We start from the raw sequence: 14,534 nt of genomic DNA on the forward strand, positions 1-14,534 counted from the left end.
TGAGATTCGACTGAGCGAACACGCCGTTCGGCGCGATTCGGTCGCGCTCAGCGACGCCGCCGTCCCGCCGCCGCCAGCATGTCGGCCACCTCGGTGAACTTCACCCGGGGACGCCCCTGACGGGCGCCCAGCTCGCGCTCGCGCCGGTCGATCGCCGCGATCCCCCGGTAGCCGATCGCCTGACGTCGCCTGCGCCGCAACAGTGCACTGAACTCCTCGGCGGTACCGCCTGCGCGACGCAGACCGGATGCGGCGTCCTCGATGAACGCCTCGACCGTGTCGATGGCGTGCAACTTGTTGGAGCCGATACCGCCGGTGGATCCGCGGGCGGCCCAGCCGACGGCGTACGCACCGGGAATCGGCATGCCCTCGGCGTCGACGATTCGGCCCTCGCGCACCGGGAACCGGCCCGCTTCGGTGTCGAACGGAAGCCCGCCGACCGGTACGGACCGGTAACCGATCGATCGGACCAGCAGATCTGCGGCGATGCGGTACGAGCGTCCGCCGGTGTTCACCGAGACCGACTGCAGCGCGCCGTCTCCGTGTGCGGCCTCGGGGACCGTGTTGAAGAGGAACACGATCCGGCGGCGGTCGTAGGACGCGGGTCCCGAGAGGTCGGGCGGCAGGTCGGGCAGCGGGTCGAGCGAGGCCGTGCCGTCGTGCACCACCACCTCCACGCCGGGAAGCACCGACAGCGCGCGGTACTCGGCCGCGGTGTACGCCGCGGCGTCCTGACCTCGCCGGCCGAGCAGGACCACCTCATGGATGTCCTGCCTGCGCAGGAGGTCGAGCGCACGGTCGGCGATGTCGGTGACCGCCAGTGCCTCCGGCGGCGATACGAGAATGCGGGCGATGTCGAGCGCGACGTTGCCCGTCCCGACGATCACGGCCCGGCCGCTGCCGTCGACCGGGATGTTCGGACCCGAAGCGCCGGGCACGGCGTTGTACCAGGCCACCAGTTCGGTGGCCGACGTACTGCCCGGCAGATCCTCGCCGGCGATCCCGAGGCGGCGGGCCTGCGATGCACCGGTCGCGTAGAAGACTGCGTCGAAGTGGTGCGCCAGTTCGCCCGGCGTGATCTGACCGGCCCGTACATCGGGGCCGATCTCGACATTGGTGGCCATCGTGACCCGCGGGTCCCGGTACAGGATGTCGAAGGTCTTCATGACGTCCTTGGTGCTCGGATGGTCGGGCGCGACGCCCGCGCGGACCAATCCGCCCGGTGTGGGCAGCTTGTCGAACACCGTCACCTGCGCGTCCGTCCGGTTCAGCACCGTCCGCAGGGCGTATCCGCCCGACGGGCCCGTGCCGACGATCGCGACCCGCAGATCGCGCGGCAACCGCGGGATCTCCGGGTACACCACATCGGTCCAGCCGGACGAGACATCGGGGTTGTCGCGATAGTAGGCGGCGTTGATGTCGGCGAAGATCTCGTCGCGCTCACCGAGCCGGTCGGCCGGGAAGATCGCATTGACCGGGCACGCGTCGGCGCATGCTCCGCAGTCGATGCACGCGTCGGGGTCGATGTGCAGGATGTCGGAGGTGCCGAAACCCCGTTCCTCCGGCGTCGGGTGGATGCAGTTCACCGGGCACACCGACACGCAGGCGGCGTCGCTGCAGCAGGACTGGGTGATGACGAACGACAACGAGTGCCCCTTTACTTCGAGCGCGTCCGGGCTGGTCGGGAAGCGGGTCCGGCGATCGATCCGCCGCTAGATCATGTGCGCCTTGCGGTAGTAGTGCATGGCCGGCTTGGTCAGCAGGCCCACCTCGTCGAGGAACTCCATGAGGTGACCGCAGCTGCTGCGGATCATCGAGTGGAAGTGTCCGTTGTCGCGGCGCTCGGCCAGCGCACGCTTCACGTCGAGACCCGCATCGGCGTAGGCCTTCGGCTGGATCAGACTGCTCACGATGAGGTACGCGCCCGCCGCCACCGACAGCGCGCTGAACTGCTTGCGGGCCCAGCCGATCCCGTCGACCGACTCACGCACCTGTTCGCGCGCGAACTTCATGTGCCGGGATTCCTCGAGAACGTGGATCTCGTTGACGGTCCGGATGAAGGGGAGCACCCGCTCGTCGCGCATGCATCCGCGCTGGAACACGTCGAGAACCTCCTCGGCGACGAGAATGCCCGCATAGGCGACCTCGTTGCGCGCAAGGAGCTTGAAAGACTTGCCCAACTGGGCGATCTTCGGGTGCGGATGATACGAAGTGCCGACCATCTTCTCCGACGCCTTGGCGAACATCAGCGAATGCCGGCACTCATCGGCGATCTCCACCAGCGCGAACTGGAACTCGGAGGAGTGGTAGTCGCCGACGTACTGATCGCGCAGAACCATCTCCTGCAGAATCATCTCGAACCAGATGCCGATGTTCATGATCGACGCGAACTCGTGACGCGTCAGATCGACTCGCTGCTCGTGGGTGAGCTCGTCCCAGTAGTCGGTGCCGTACAGCGACGACCACTCCGGGCTGCATCCGTACTTGTCGGGATCCATCGGCAACGACCAGTCGATCTCGGTCATCGCATTGCGCGAGAGCCGGGCGGCCGATCGCAGCAACCGTTCGGACACCTGCTCGGCACCCGAGTCCTGCAGGCTGATCAGGTTGTCGCCCGCGTTCTCCCGTTCGATCGCTGCCGTCATGTTGACCTCCGGTACATTGTTCCATCGCATCTTGTAACAACAATCATTGTCACGGTAACACTCGCGTCCTGCGACGTAAACGGTCTAGAGTTCCTACCGGAGAGTAATATCAATGCGAGGGGCGTCCTCGCAGGTCACAGTGGGGAGAATCCAGAGTCATGCCTTCGATCTTCATTTCCGGCGGTGCCGCGGGCATCGGCCTCGCGACCGCCGAGCGATTCGCCCTCGAAGGCTGGACGGTCGGCGTCTACGACGTCAGCGACGAGGCGCTGGCCGCCGTCCGCGAGGAGCACCCCGACTTCATCACCGGTCACCTCGACGTCCGCGACCCGCAGCAGTGGTCGACGGCACTGGCCGAGTTCACCTCGCACACCGACGGCCGCCTCGACGTGCTCGACAACAACGCCGGGATCCTGGTGGCGGGCCCCCTCACCGAGATCTCGACCGACGCGATCAAGGCGCAGATCGACATCGACGCACTGGGAGTGACCCTGGGCGCCCAGGCGGCCCACCGGTATCTCAAGGCGACTCCGGGATCGCATCTGGTGAACATCGCCTCCGCATCCGCGATCTACGGCCAGCCGGGAATCGCCACCTACAGCGCGACCAAGTTCTACGTCGCAGGCCTCACCGAGGCGCTGGAGTTGGAGTGGGCGGCCGACGACATCCGCGTCGTGAGCATCTGGCCGCTGTGGGCCAAGACCGCGCTCGCCGACAACGATGCGAAATCAACCAGGACGCTCGGTGTCCGCATCACCCCCGAACAGGTCGCCGACAAGGTCTGGGAATCGGTTCATCCGACCATCGCGGACCGCGTGCTGAGCCGCACGAGCTACTCGGTGGGGCTGCAGACCACGGTTCTGGGCAACGCGGCCAAGTTCATTCCCAACGTCCTCAACCGCGGCGTGAACAAGATCCTCTCGCAGTAGCCTCCGACGAGACGGAGCCTCCGCAGGCCCCACGACGAAACGGCTGGGGCCGGCGATCTCTCGCCGGCCCCAGCCGTTGAAGTCTGTGTGTCAGCCGCGCTCAGCGACGGTCGAGATCGACCAGACCGAGCTTCGCTGCCTTGACCAGGCGGCGCGGGATGCGCTGCGAAACACCGTTGATCTTCTCTTCCTGCAGTGCGACGTTGTCCGCCTTCCACTGCGAACGACGGCTACGGGTGTTGGCCCGCGACATCCGGCGCTTGGGTACTGCCATGGTTCCAGCCCTTCTCTTACCTGGCGCGGGTGGGCTCGGGCTGTCTCCCGACCCGCCAGACCCGCTGAAGTCTTCTCACCACGGCACAGCGGCCGCGGCACACAACCAGACCAGGTTAGCCGCCGCGGGCTCCCGGATGCAAAACGCGGCGGCCCGGACGAGGTCGTGACCGGAGGGTTCGGGCGCCGCGGGCATAATGCGTCGGGTGTCTGGCGTCATCTCGGGGTTCACCGTCATCTTCATCGTCGTCGCCCTGGGTTACGTTCTCGGCCGGACGGGCAGTCTCGGCGAACACGCGGCGGCGGTGCTGGCGCGCACCGTCTTCTTCGTCTGCACACCCGCACTGCTCATCCACTCTCTGGCCACCAGCGATCTGTCGGCGATCTTCTCGTCCACGCTCGTGGTCGCCTCGGCATCGGCCGTCGCCGTGGGCGCGGTCTACGCGCTGATCGCGTGGTTCTGGCTGCGCCGCGCCGTACCGGAGATCGTGATCGGCGCGTTGTCCTCCTCGTACGTCAACAGCGTGAACCTGGGTCTGCCGATCGCGATCTTCGTGCTCGACGACGCGTCGTTCATCGCTCCCCTGCTGCTGTTCCAGATCGTCTTCTATTCCCCGGTCGCCCTCGCGACCCTCGATCTGACCGCGCTGTCGGCCGAGCGACGGACCTCGACGCTGCGCACGGTGACCACGCCGTTGAAGAACCCGATCCTGGTCGGCGGCGTGATCGGCCTGATCGTCTCGGTGGCCGGATGGCATCCGCCGCAGGCCGTGATGGAACCACTGGACATGCTGGGGCAGGCCTCAGTCCCGCTGGCGCTGCTCACCTTCGGTCTCACGCTCACCGGCGTCACCGTCTTCAAGAAGGGCCAGAGTCCGCGGCGAGACGTCGCGCTGGCCGCCGCGATGAAGGTGGTCGCGATGCCGCTCGTCGCCTACGCGCTCGCACGCTGGGGATTCGGGATGACCGGGCATCGGTTGTTCGCGCAGGTCGTGATCGCCGCCCTGCCGACCGCGCAGAACGTCCTGGTCTACGCGACCAGATACCGGCGCGGTGAGGTCCTCGCCCGCGACTCGGCCCTGATCACCACGCTCCTGTCGATCCCCGTCATCGCGCTGATCGCCGCCACGCTGGCCTGACCGGCCCGCCGTCAGCGGGCACGACGGGGGCCGAGCCGGTCGGCCCGGCCGCGCCGCTGCACACGGACCCCGCCCATCAACGAGAACCCGGTGATCACCACCCGCGGGGCGCCCTCGCCGCCGGGACCGGCGGCGCTGCCGTCGAAGCCGCCCATGACAGCCCTCCCGTGCACCTCCACGGTGACGTCCGGCGGGACCACGATGTCGACGCCGCCCATGATCGCCTTGCACTTCACCGTGAGCACAGGCGCCGTGTACTCGACGTTCCGCAGGTCGAGCACCACGCCGCCCATCACTGCGGTGGCCTTCAGTCGATCACCCACGACCGCGCCCCCGCCGACTTCGGTTCCGCCGAAGAAGCCGGACGCGGACGTGACGGGATCGGCACCGGAGGCACTGACGCGGGTCTGGCCGAATGCGGCGTCGGCGGCCACCGAGCGGAGCTGATCGAGGGGCAGGTCCCGAGTCAATGCGTCCAGATCGGCCCGCGTCCGCGCGACCGAGGCATCGCCGGCGCGCCGGCTGTACTCCTCCGGAGTGAGCACGCCCATCGTCATCGCGGCCGATAGATAGGAATGAGTGCGTTCGCGGTCGGCGTCGCTGACCAGCATCGCGGCGGCATCACCGGCGGATGGCTGCGGAGCACGGGAGGTGCGGGGCTCGATGTCGCTCATCTGCCCAAGCCTAGACAAGAATCGCCCGGCTCACCGGCGACGCAGATCGCGTACCCCGGCCGCGTCCGCCGCCCGCCGGTACGCAGCCGCCAGGGTCTCGACGGTCTCGTGCGCATTCAACCCGCTCGGGTTCGGCAGTACCCAGAGCTCGGCGCCGCCGATCGACTCCGGCTGCCGGCCCACCACGGCCGTGCGGCGCCCGAACGCCGCGCGATAGGCGGTGACCCCCAGGATCGCGAGGACGCGCGGCCGCACCCGGAGCACCGTCGCCTCCAGTTCCCGACCGCCGCGCAGCAGCTCGTCCCGAGTCAGGTCGGAGGCTTTCGCGGTGGCCCGCGCGACGACATTGGTGATGCCGATCCCGGCATCGGTGAGCGCCGCGGCGTCGTCGTCGGACATCCCCGCCGATGCGTCGATCACGTGATCGGTGATGCCCGCGGCGTGCAGTGCCGGATAGAAGCGATTGCCGGGCCGGGCGAAGTGGGCCCCGGTCGCCGCGGTCCACAGCCCGGGATTGATGCCCGCGATCAGCAGCCGGCAGTCGGAGCCGATCAGATCCGGAACGGTCGCACCGATCCGGTCGAGCAGTTCCTCTCGGGTGAACCCCACCGCCGGCTACCGGGCCCGTCGCGACCGGAGGTAATCCCCGACCACGGCCGCACCGAGACCGTCGAGGTCCGGCGCCACGACGCGGCCGCCGATCCGGCGCGCGATGCGGTCGATGAACCGCGCCAGGCCGGGATCCTCGCCCAGCCGGAAGAACGTGATCTGGGTGCCCATGCGCGAGAGATGATCCAACTCCGACACCGTAAGCCCGATAGTGCGCGGATGCGGCGGGTAGAAGAAGAAGTCCTCTCCGTCCGGCTCCAGATGCGCGGTCGGCTCACCGTCGGTGACGATCAGCACCACCGGCTGGGCATTCGGGAACCGCCGGAGGTGCCGCTGCGCCAGCAACAGCGCGTGGTGCAGGTTGGTGCCCTGCTCCATCCGCGGCTCGAGCGCGGTCAATACGTCGACGGTGGTGTCGCGGGCCACGCGGCCGAACTCGATCAAGTGCAGTTCGTCGGTGCGGAACCGGGTGCTGATGAGCTGATTGAGGGCCAATGCCGTCCGCTTCATCGGAGTCCAACGGCCCTCCATCACCATGGAGAACGAGGTGTCGACGAGGAGGACGACGGCGGCCTGGGTCCGCGCCTCGGTCTCGATCACTTCGATGTCACCGACGTCGAGGCGCACGCCGTCGCCCGATGCGAGACGAGCGGCCGCGGACGGGTCCTCGGCGACGGTGCGCAACACCGCGTTGGTGACGGTGCGGGTGACGTTCCACGGCTGGGTGTCGCCGAACTGCCACTCACGGCTGCTTCCGGTGGGCTCCCCGAGCCGGCCGGCGAGGTCGGACTGCCGGTCGCCGCCGCGTGCGGACAACTGCTGGGCGATGTCACGCAGGATCGCCTGCCCGAGTCGGCGCATCGCCTTCGGACTCAACCTCGTCTGACCGTCCGGGGCGCGGTCGAAGAAGCCCTCCTCGCGCATCGCCCGGTCGAGTTCGGCGAGCGTCCGCGCATCCGCCGCGGCTTCGTCGCCGAGTTGCCGCGCGAGGGCGTCGAGGTCCACGTCCTCGAGCTGCGCCCCCGCGTATCCCTGCGACAGCTGCTCTGCCAGGTTCTCGAGCTCGGCGATATCGCGCAGCGCCGCCGCGCCCTCGCCGAGTCCCATCGGCTGATCGCCGGAGAACTCCTGGCCGCCGTTCCAGTCGAGGTCAGGCCGCGCCTGACGCAGCGCGTCGTCCATCTGCGCGAGCTGCGACATCAGCGCAGGCGAACCGAAGGCCTGCTGCGACAGTTCGGCGAGCTCCGCCTGCTGTTCGGGGGTCAGCGAGTTGAAGAACTGCTGCGCTGCGGCGGACCGGCGCGCCAGGGAGTCGATCAGCTCCTCGGTGCTGCGCGGATCCTCCGGGAAGAACTCGCCGTGCTTGTCCATGAACTCGGCGAACTGCTCGCTCGTGTCCTCGCCGCGATTGTGCGCGGCGAGCAGGTCGTTGAGATCGTCGAGCATCTCCGAGATGCGCCGACGATCGTCGTCGGTGGCGCCCTCCAGAGCCTGCTTCATTCCGGCGAACCGCTGGTCGAGCACTTCGCGCCCGAGCAGGTCAGAGATCTTCTCGTAGTCGGCGCGCGCCTGGGGACTGCGCCAGTCGTAGTCGGCGAGTTCGCGGACCGCCTGCGCCGTCGACGCCGGAAGGCTCTCGATCTGCATCTCGGCGAGCCGCGCGTCGTCGTCGAGGTCGCGCGCGAGTTGCTTGCGTTCGCTGAGCACCGCCGAATCGAGCAGTTCGCGGATCTCGTCGAACGTCCCGTCGAGGTTCCGGTTCCGTAGCAGTTCGCGCCGTCTGCGGTTCGCCATCTCCGCCAGCCGGTCCAGCCCGCGCATGTTCTCGCTCCCGCGACGGAGGAACTCGCGAAGCGCACGGTCGGGCGAGGATCCCGCCATCACGTCGTCACCGATCGCCTCCAGGGCGTCGCGGAGGTCGACGGGCGGCGCCAGCGGGTCGGGCCCGCCGGTGTAGCGCCGGTAGGACGAGCGGTGGAAGCGCCTTCTGCTCATGAGCTACGCCGTGTCGTCCTCGTCGACCTGTTCCACCAGGTAGGCGGTGCGGCCGTACTCGTCGGTGTCCTTGCCGATCCGGCGCGCGAGATACAACCCCTCCAGGGCCAGTTCGGCGGCGCTGGCGCGCTCGGCGGCGTCGGTGGAGTCCAGGCGCCGGCTGATCTCGTCGATCACCTCGGCCACCGCGCCGGTGTCGCCGAGCGCTGTCAGCACGTCGCCCGCGGGAACGCGGTCGCCGGTGAGCACCTCCTCGCCCGCCTCCAACGCCGCGACGAGCGGCGCCATGTCGACGCCGCCGAGGTGGGCCCGGACGGTGTCGGCGACGGATTTGCGGAGCAGGTAGTCGAGGATCTCGAGCTCACGCCCCTCCTCGCCGGACTCGAATTCCACTTTGCCGCGCAGCACCTCGATCACCGCGTGCAGGTCGACCGGTCGCGCGACCGGGAACTCCTCGCCGGCCACCACGGAACGATGCAGCGCGGCCGCGGCCACCGTCTCCGCACCGGCGATCGAGAACCGCGCGGACACACCCGAGCGCTGGTCGATCGACGGATGCTCGCGGGCGTAGCGGGTGAATCGCGCCAGCACCTCGATCAGATAGGACGGCACCGAGGCGACGAGGTCGGCCTCCTGCTCGATGACGTCCACCTCGTCCTGCAGGTCGAGCGGGTAGTGCGTGCGGATCTCGGCACCGAACCGGTCTTTGAGCGGAGTGATGATCCGCCCTCGATTGGTGTAGTCCTCGGGATTCGCGCTGGCCGTCACGAGGACGTCGAGGGGCAGTCGCAGGCTGTAGCCGCGGACCTGGATGTCTCGCTCCTCCATCACATTGAGCATCGACACCTGGATCCGTTCGGCGAGGTCGGGCAGCTCGTTGATCGCGATGATGCCGCGATGAGCCCGCGGGATGAGACCGAATGCGATGGTCTCCGGATCGCCAAGACTCCGCCCCTGGGCCACCTTCATCGGGTCGATGTCGCCGACCAGGTCGGCCACCGAGGTGTCCGGGGTCGCGAGCTTCTCGCTGTACCGTTCGCTCCGATGCCGCCATGCCACCGGCAGCGCGTCACCGAGCTCCGCGGCCCGCCGGATCGAGGCGGGCAGGATGGGGTTGTACGGATGCTCGTCGAGTTCGGAGCCGTCGATGACCGGCGTCCATTCGTCGAGCAGCCCGGCCAGCGTGCGCAGCAGCCTGGTCTTGCCCTGTCCGCGCTCACCGAGCATCACCACGTCGTGCCCCGCGATCAACGCGCGTTCGAGCTGCGGGATCACGGTGTCGTCGAATCCGACGATGCCGTCCCACGGGTCGTCGCCTGCGCGCAGCGCCGTCAGCAGATTGTTACGGATCTCGTCCCGGACGTCACGTTCCACGTGCCCGGAGGCACGCAGTTCGCCGACGGTGGTGAGAGCCCGTGCAGGAGTGTCGATATCGGTGACAGCCACGTCATCCACGCTACCTCCCGATCCGGCCCGCCCGCTGAAGGCGGCGAATTCGTCCGTGGTCTGTCAGTGCTCGTCGATACGCTCTACTCACCTCTTCGGAAGGATTCGCATCATGTCCTCGAACACCGCTCCCTGGGATTCCCTCGACACCTACGACAACGGGCTGACCTTCTTCACCGGCGTGGTGGAGACCGTGCCCGCCGACCGCTGGACCGCTCCGTCTCCCTGCGACGGATGGACGGCACTGGACGTCCTCGGGCACGTGGGCGAGGCGGCACTGGTCGGCGCGCGCATACTCCGCGGAGGCGAGCGCGAGTTCAACAGACACGATCCGCCCTCGTCGGCGGTCGAGGGCGACCCGGCGGTGTGGTGGGCGGCCGCAGCGGCACAGGCCCGTCAGGCCCTGGCCGAGGTGACCGATCTGGACCGCGAGGTCGACAGCCCCGTCGGACGCCGGACGGTGAGGGAGGGTCTGTCCTTCCCCGCGGTGGACTTGTACCTGCACGGTTGGGACCTCGCCGCGGCCACCGGCTCGCGCGTGCGGTTCCCGGCCGCAGCCGTCCAGTTCATCCGCGACGTCTTCGCCCACGTCCCCGACGAGGTGACCCGCAGGCCCGGCGTTTTCGGCGCCCCCGTCGAGGTCGGCGCGGATCGCGACGAGACGGACCACATCCTCGGATTCGCCGGCCGGGACCCGGACTGGTCCGCCTGAGGGCCCTGCTCCGGACGGCTATCGGGCGTCGGCGAAGTGCGGGTCGCGGCCGATGAACGCCGCCAGGCGCATCACTGGGTCGGCGCCGGCCGGTGCGGTCTTCGCGGGACCGTACTGACCGGACGAGCGCAGCACCTCTTCCATCCCCCGCAGTCCGTCCAGCAACTGCGCCGCGAACTCCGCGTCCAGGTCCGGGCGACGGCCGCTCGCCTGCGCGAGATCCCAGGTGTGCATGAACACGTCGGCTGTGTAGAAGCGGTCGACGGCATCAGCCAGCGGCATCGTGCCCACCCTCGGGTGCGAGAACTCGACGTCGTCGCGCATGAACAGCTCCTGGACGCGCGCCGAGTGCGCCGACCAGACGGCGGCCGGATCGTCGGCCGACGGCGCCGCGTCGAACCGAACGCCGCCGTCGGCGAGAAACGCCGGAAACCACCCGGTGAGGTGGGCGACGACGTCCCGTGCTCGCCAGCCGTCGACGGGCGACGGCGCGTCCCAGTCGGCCGTGGCGGCCGCCTGCGAACCGAAGTCGGAGGCGACCACGCGGTGACGATCGGACGCCGTGAGACCGCTCAGTCGGCTCACGTCCGGACCTCGCCGTCGGCGAGCAATCGGTCGAGCTTCGCATAGCCCTCCCGCACGCCGACCTCCATACCCGACCGCAGCCAGGCGTCACGGACCTCGATGGAGTCGCAGAGCGACTGCGCCTCCAATCGGGTGCGCCCGTCGCCCAGATCGATGAAGCGGAGGGTCTCCAACGACACCTCGTCGGGCATGCCCTCGAAGGTGAAAGTCTGAACGATGCGATCGTCGCCGACGGTGTGGAAGCAGCCCCGGAACCCGAACTCCTGCCCCTCGTGTTCGGAGACGTACCGCCATTCGCCGCCGCTGCGGGCATCCCAGATCACGACGCGCGAGGTGATGGCGTCGGGTCCCACCCACCGCATGAAAAGTTCCGGGTCGAGGTGCGCTTTGGCGAGTTGGGCCGGTGTGGCCCGGAAGTCGCGGGTGATCCGGATGATCGGCAGCGCCGGGTCGGCGTCGATCGCGGCTTCGGGATAGGTCTCGGTGTTCATGATGCGGCCCCTTCGGTGTCGGTGGAGTGCGCGGCATCGGCGCCCGTCATCTCTGCGAGGACTGCGTCGAGCCGCTGGTACCGCGCTTCCGCTCGGCGGCGATACCGTTCGATCCATTTGGCCATCAGGTCGAAGACCTCGGTCTCCAGGTGCACCGGACGTCGTTGCCCGTCCCGTGAGCGCGTCACCAGGCCGGCCTCTTCGAGCACCTTCAGATGCTTGGAGATCGCCTGCACGCTGACGTCGTAGGGTTCGGCGAGCTGCCCCACGGTCGCGTCCGCGGCCGTGAGACGCGCGACCATGTCTCGACGCGTCGGATCCGCCAGTGCCGCGAATATGAGAGACAACTCGTCGGCCATCGCCGTCGACCTCCTTATTCAACCAAATGGTTGTCTACGAGTAGACGCCGCGTGAGGTGCGTTGTCAACCCCTTGGTTGAGTATCGACGACTGCCGCCTGTCGCAGGAGAACGCCGCGGCAGCCCGTTCACAGCGCGTGGCGGCCGCTTCACACCGCGTGCACGCCGTCCACGTAGAGCCAGACACGGCCGACTCGGACGAATCTACTGCGCTCGTGCAGTTCACCGCGGCCTCCGGAGTCGCGGAAGACGGCAGTGAAGGCGACGACGCCCGTCTGATGAAAGGGCGACCCGTCCACGACCTCGTCGATATGGAGATGCAGCCAGCGCGTGCCGGATTCGGGCGCACACTCGTCCGGCCTGGTGTCCGGATGCCAGGTCGCGAGCAGGTGCTCCTCGTCACCGAGTGCGAACGCCGTGAACCTGCTGCGCATCAACGCTTCGGCCGTCGGCGCCGGCCTCCCCACACCGAGGCCCGTGAGGTAGCGCCCGCAACACGCCGTCAGCACCTCTCCCGAACCGCACGGGCATCGCCGATCGCTCATTCGGCCAACCTATCGCACCGCACCCCTTGACAACCTCCGACGACTGGTTGCATGGTTAGCTAGTCGAGTAATTAACCAAGAAACCGAGGCGGTCCAATGATTGACGACGGGAGGGCCATCTTCCAGCAGGTCGCCGACCACGTTGCCGATTCGATCATCGACGGCACCCTGCCCGAGGAGACTCGCGCGCCCTCCACCAACGAACTCGCCGCCTTTTACCGCATCAATCCCGCGACCGCAGCGAAGGGCATCAACCTGCTCGTCGACCAAGGCGTCCTCTACAAGAAGCGCGGCGTGGGAATGTTCGTCGCCGCCGGGGCCCGCGCCGCGTTGAGCGTGCGTCGCCGGGAGGCCTTCGCCGACCGGTTCGTGACTCCACTGCTGGTGGAGTCACGCCGGCTGAACCTGACCGCCGACGACGTCGTCGCCCTCATTCACGAACGTTCCACCACCATCGATCAGCCGTCGGAAGGAGTCCGGCCATGACCAGCCAGACCAGCGCACCCGCCATCAGCGCGCGAGGCCTCACCAAGCGATACGGATCGACGAACGCCCTCGACGACGTGAGCTTCGACCTTCCGGCGAACACCGTCTGCGGGCTGTTCGGCCGCAACGGCGCGGGCAAGACCACGCTGATGTCGATCCTCACCGCTCAGAACTTCGCGACGTCCGGTGAGCCCCGGATCTTCGGCGAAGACCCGTACGAGAACACGCACGTCCTGCCGCGCATCTGCTTCGTACGCGAGAGCCAGCGCTACCCCGAGGACTCCACTCCGGCCCAGGCTTTCCAGATGGCACGGTTGTTCTTCCCGAACTGGGACCAAGAACTCGCCGACCGCCTCGTGGAGGAGTTCCGGCTTCCCGACTGCCGGCGCATCAAGAAGCTCTCCCGGGGTCAGCTGTCCGCGGTCGGAGTCATCATCGGCCTCGCCTCCCGCGCCGACGTGACCTTCTTCGACGAGCCCTACCTCGGTCTCGACGCCGTCGCCCGACAACTGTTCTACGACCGTCTCCTCGAGGACTACAGCGACTTCCCCCGCACCATTCTGCTGTCGAGCCATCTCATCGACGAGGTCTCGAACCTCGTCGAGCAGGTGCTCGTGGTCGACGAGGGCAGGCTCGTCCTGAACGAGTCGGCCGACGACCTCCGCGGCATGGCGTTCACCGTGGTCGGCGCCGAATCCGCCGTCGACGCCTTCATCGGCGACCGCGAAGAACTGCACCGCGACCGACTCGGCTCCGTCGCCTCGGTGACCGTCCTGGGACGACTCGAGGACACCGACCTGGCCGAACTGTCCGCCCGCGGCATCGCCACCGCTCCGGTCTCGATGCAGGAACTGATCGTCCGTCTCACCACTCGCGCCGACCGGCGTGAGCCAACCTCTCGTCCGATGGGAGCCTCGCGATGAACCGCACAGCGAACGTCGTCCGCATGCAACTGATCAACAAGAAGATCTTCGTCTGGCTGCCGCTGACGATCTTCGGCGCCGCGTTCGCGATCTCGCTGATCATCTACGGGGCGATCTACGCCTCGGTCAGCGACCTCACCGACCCGATCTACGGCGGCGCATCACAGGCACCCCTCTGGTACTTCGCCGTGATCGGCATCCAGGCGATGTCGCTGACCTTCCCGTTCTCCCAGGCCATGAGCGTCACTCGTCGCGAGTTCTATCTCGGGACCACCCTCACCGCCCTCCTCGCGTCCATCGGCCTCGCCGTGCTGTACGTGATCGGCGGCCTGATCGAGAAGGCCACCGACGGTTGGGGGATCGACGGCTACTTCTTCGCGGTGCCGTGGATCTGGAACCAGGGACCCGCGGCCGCCGGCCTGCTGTACTTCATGGCGCCGATGCTCACGTTCACCATCGGCTTCTTCGCCGCCACCGTGTACAAGCGGTTCGGCATGCTGACACTGGTCCTCATCGGCATCGGTCTGGCCGCGGCGATCGCCCTCGCGATCTTGGGCATCAGTCTCGGCGGCGGCTGGCCGGCCGTCGGACGCTGGTTCACCGGTCTCACGCCGGTCGCGGTAGGCGGTTACGGGCTCGTCCTGGTGGCGGCGCTGTCGGGCGTCTCGTACGCGACTCTGCGGCGAGCGATTCCGTAGGACGCGTACGGCTCAGGTACGCGTAC

17 protein-coding genes are annotated in these 14,534 nt (G+C 68.3%); 6 read left to right on the forward strand and 11 right to left on the reverse strand.

Features of this window, described 5'->3' with window-relative positions; genetic code table 11:
- Positions 1-47: 47 nt before the first annotated feature.
- Together ACE11G_RS13870 and ACE11G_RS13875 are read right to left on the reverse strand one after the other, a co-directional pair.
- On the reverse strand, positions 48-1,646 hold the full coding sequence (locus ACE11G_RS13870; protein ID WP_375002588.1) for an FAD-dependent oxidoreductase: 1,599 nt from the start codon (positions 1,644-1,646) through the stop codon (positions 48-50).
- Positions 1,647-1,712: 66 nt separating this feature from the next.
- Entirely contained in the window at positions 1,713-2,645 is a 933-nt protein-coding gene (locus ACE11G_RS13875; protein ID WP_375002590.1) for a diiron oxygenase, read from the reverse strand.
- Positions 2,646-2,803: 158 nt separating this feature from the next.
- Here ACE11G_RS13875 and ACE11G_RS13880 point away from each other — a divergent pair, with 158 nt between their 5' ends.
- The gene (locus tag ACE11G_RS13880) at positions 2,804-3,574 is read left to right on the forward strand and encodes an SDR family oxidoreductase (protein ID WP_006894692.1); all 771 of its coding nucleotides are present in this window, start codon (positions 2,804-2,806) and stop codon (positions 3,572-3,574) included.
- A 100-nt stretch (positions 3,575-3,674) separates the two neighbouring features.
- Here the strand turns inward: ACE11G_RS13880 and rpmF are convergent, their stop codons facing one another.
- Positions 3,675-3,848: a 50S ribosomal protein L32 gene (gene rpmF / locus ACE11G_RS13885; RefSeq protein WP_006894691.1), complete on the reverse strand. Its 174-nt coding sequence runs from the start codon at positions 3,846-3,848 to the stop codon at positions 3,675-3,677.
- A gap of 205 nt (positions 3,849-4,053) precedes the next feature.
- On the opposite strand from rpmF, the gene ACE11G_RS13890 reads away from it, so the two are divergent.
- A complete protein-coding gene (locus ACE11G_RS13890; protein ID WP_006894690.1) occupies positions 4,054-4,986 on the forward strand; it encodes an AEC family transporter in 933 nt (310 codons plus the stop codon).
- Between the two features lie 11 nt (positions 4,987-4,997).
- Here the strand turns inward: ACE11G_RS13890 and ACE11G_RS13895 are convergent, their stop codons facing one another.
- The 4 genes from ACE11G_RS13895 to ACE11G_RS13910 are packed head-to-tail and all read right to left on the reverse strand — an operon-like array spanning position 4,998 to position 9,719.
- Positions 4,998-5,660: a DUF1707 domain-containing protein gene (locus ACE11G_RS13895; protein WP_006894689.1), complete on the reverse strand. Its 663-nt coding sequence runs from the start codon at positions 5,658-5,660 to the stop codon at positions 4,998-5,000.
- 30 nt (positions 5,661-5,690) lie between these two features.
- On the reverse strand, positions 5,691-6,269 hold the full coding sequence (mug, locus tag ACE11G_RS13900; protein ID WP_006894688.1) for a G/U mismatch-specific DNA glycosylase: 579 nt from the start codon (positions 6,267-6,269) through the stop codon (positions 5,691-5,693).
- Positions 6,270-6,275: 6 nt separating this feature from the next.
- The gene (locus tag ACE11G_RS13905) at positions 6,276-8,264 is read right to left on the reverse strand and encodes a VWA domain-containing protein (RefSeq protein WP_006894687.1); all 1,989 of its coding nucleotides are present in this window, start codon (positions 8,262-8,264) and stop codon (positions 6,276-6,278) included.
- Between the two features lie 3 nt (positions 8,265-8,267).
- A complete protein-coding gene (locus ACE11G_RS13910) occupies positions 8,268-9,719 on the reverse strand; it encodes a sigma 54-interacting transcriptional regulator (RefSeq protein ID WP_375002594.1) in 1,452 nt (483 codons plus the stop codon).
- A gap of 103 nt (positions 9,720-9,822) precedes the next feature.
- On the opposite strand from ACE11G_RS13910, the gene ACE11G_RS13915 reads away from it, so the two are divergent.
- The gene (locus tag ACE11G_RS13915; protein ID WP_278126330.1) at positions 9,823-10,422 is read left to right on the forward strand and encodes a TIGR03086 family metal-binding protein; all 600 of its coding nucleotides are present in this window, start codon (positions 9,823-9,825) and stop codon (positions 10,420-10,422) included.
- 18 nt (positions 10,423-10,440) lie between these two features.
- Here ACE11G_RS13915 and ACE11G_RS13920 read toward each other — a convergent pair whose 3' ends face one another.
- The 4 genes from ACE11G_RS13920 to ACE11G_RS13935 all read right to left on the reverse strand — a co-directional run bounded on the left by ACE11G_RS13920 (position 10,441) and on the right by ACE11G_RS13935 (position 12,401).
- A complete protein-coding gene (locus ACE11G_RS13920; protein WP_006894684.1) occupies positions 10,441-11,007 on the reverse strand; it encodes a maleylpyruvate isomerase family mycothiol-dependent enzyme in 567 nt (188 codons plus the stop codon).
- Positions 11,004-11,498, reverse strand: a complete 495-nt coding sequence (locus ACE11G_RS13925) for an SRPBCC family protein (protein ID WP_278126327.1) — start codon at positions 11,496-11,498, stop codon at positions 11,004-11,006. The genes ACE11G_RS13920 and ACE11G_RS13925 overlap by 4 nt, the downstream gene beginning before the upstream one ends.
- On the reverse strand, positions 11,495-11,857 hold the full coding sequence (locus tag ACE11G_RS13930; protein WP_045539337.1) for a helix-turn-helix transcriptional regulator: 363 nt from the start codon (positions 11,855-11,857) through the stop codon (positions 11,495-11,497). Before ACE11G_RS13930 ends, ACE11G_RS13925 begins: the two co-directional genes overlap by 4 nt.
- A gap of 148 nt (positions 11,858-12,005) precedes the next feature.
- Entirely contained in the window at positions 12,006-12,401 is a 396-nt protein-coding gene (locus ACE11G_RS13935; RefSeq protein ID WP_045539339.1) for a YchJ family protein, read from the reverse strand.
- Positions 12,402-12,497: 96 nt separating this feature from the next.
- Between ACE11G_RS13935 and ACE11G_RS13940 the strand changes: the two genes are divergently transcribed.
- The 3 genes from ACE11G_RS13940 to ACE11G_RS13950 are packed head-to-tail and all read left to right on the forward strand — an operon-like array spanning position 12,498 to position 14,508.
- Entirely contained in the window at positions 12,498-12,887 is a 390-nt protein-coding gene (locus ACE11G_RS13940) for a GntR family transcriptional regulator (protein ID WP_045539340.1), read from the forward strand.
- Positions 12,884-13,810 (forward strand): ABC transporter ATP-binding protein, encoded by a 927-nt coding sequence (locus ACE11G_RS13945; RefSeq protein ID WP_045539342.1) that lies wholly within the window; start codon positions 12,884-12,886, stop codon positions 13,808-13,810. The genes ACE11G_RS13940 and ACE11G_RS13945 overlap by 4 nt, the downstream gene beginning before the upstream one ends.
- On the forward strand, positions 13,807-14,508 hold the full coding sequence (locus tag ACE11G_RS13950) for a hypothetical protein (RefSeq protein ID WP_006894677.1): 702 nt from the start codon (positions 13,807-13,809) through the stop codon (positions 14,506-14,508). Before ACE11G_RS13945 ends, ACE11G_RS13950 begins: the two co-directional genes overlap by 4 nt.
- Positions 14,509-14,534: the final 26 nt, after the last annotated feature.

This window comes from Gordonia sp. PS3, from assembly GCF_041950545.1.
Lineage (GTDB): Bacteria > Actinomycetota > Actinomycetes > Mycobacteriales > Mycobacteriaceae > Gordonia > Gordonia sihwensis.

Bases quoted from the DNA above. Each gene is read 5' to 3' on its own strand.
- ACE11G_RS13875 (WP_375002590.1), bottom strand. From the start codon at position 2,645: ATGACGGCAGCGATCGAACGGGAGAACGCGGGCGACAACCTGATCAGC.
- ACE11G_RS13880 (WP_006894692.1), top strand. From the start codon at position 2,804: ATGCCTTCGATCTTCATTTCCGGCGGTGCCGCGGGCATCGGCCTCGCG.
- rpmF (WP_006894691.1), bottom strand. From the start codon at position 3,848: ATGGCAGTACCCAAGCGCCGGATGTCGCGGGCCAACACCCGTAGCCGT.
- ACE11G_RS13895 (WP_006894689.1), bottom strand. From the start codon at position 5,660: ATGAGCGACATCGAGCCCCGCACCTCCCGTGCTCCGCAGCCATCCGCC.
- ACE11G_RS13905 (WP_006894687.1), bottom strand. From the start codon at position 8,264: ATGAGCAGAAGGCGCTTCCACCGCTCGTCCTACCGGCGCTACACCGGC.
- ACE11G_RS13915 (WP_278126330.1), top strand. From the start codon at position 9,823: ATGTCCTCGAACACCGCTCCCTGGGATTCCCTCGACACCTACGACAAC.
- ACE11G_RS13925 (WP_278126327.1), bottom strand. From the start codon at position 11,498: ATGAACACCGAGACCTATCCCGAAGCCGCGATCGACGCCGACCCGGCG.
- ACE11G_RS13930 (WP_045539337.1), bottom strand. From the start codon at position 11,857: ATGGCCGACGAGTTGTCTCTCATATTCGCGGCACTGGCGGATCCGACG.
- ACE11G_RS13935 (WP_045539339.1), bottom strand. From the start codon at position 12,401: ATGAGCGATCGGCGATGCCCGTGCGGTTCGGGAGAGGTGCTGACGGCG.
- ACE11G_RS13940 (WP_045539340.1), top strand. From the start codon at position 12,498: ATGATTGACGACGGGAGGGCCATCTTCCAGCAGGTCGCCGACCACGTT.
- ACE11G_RS13945 (WP_045539342.1), top strand. From the start codon at position 12,884: ATGACCAGCCAGACCAGCGCACCCGCCATCAGCGCGCGAGGCCTCACC.
- ACE11G_RS13950 (WP_006894677.1), top strand. From the start codon at position 13,807: ATGAACCGCACAGCGAACGTCGTCCGCATGCAACTGATCAACAAGAAG.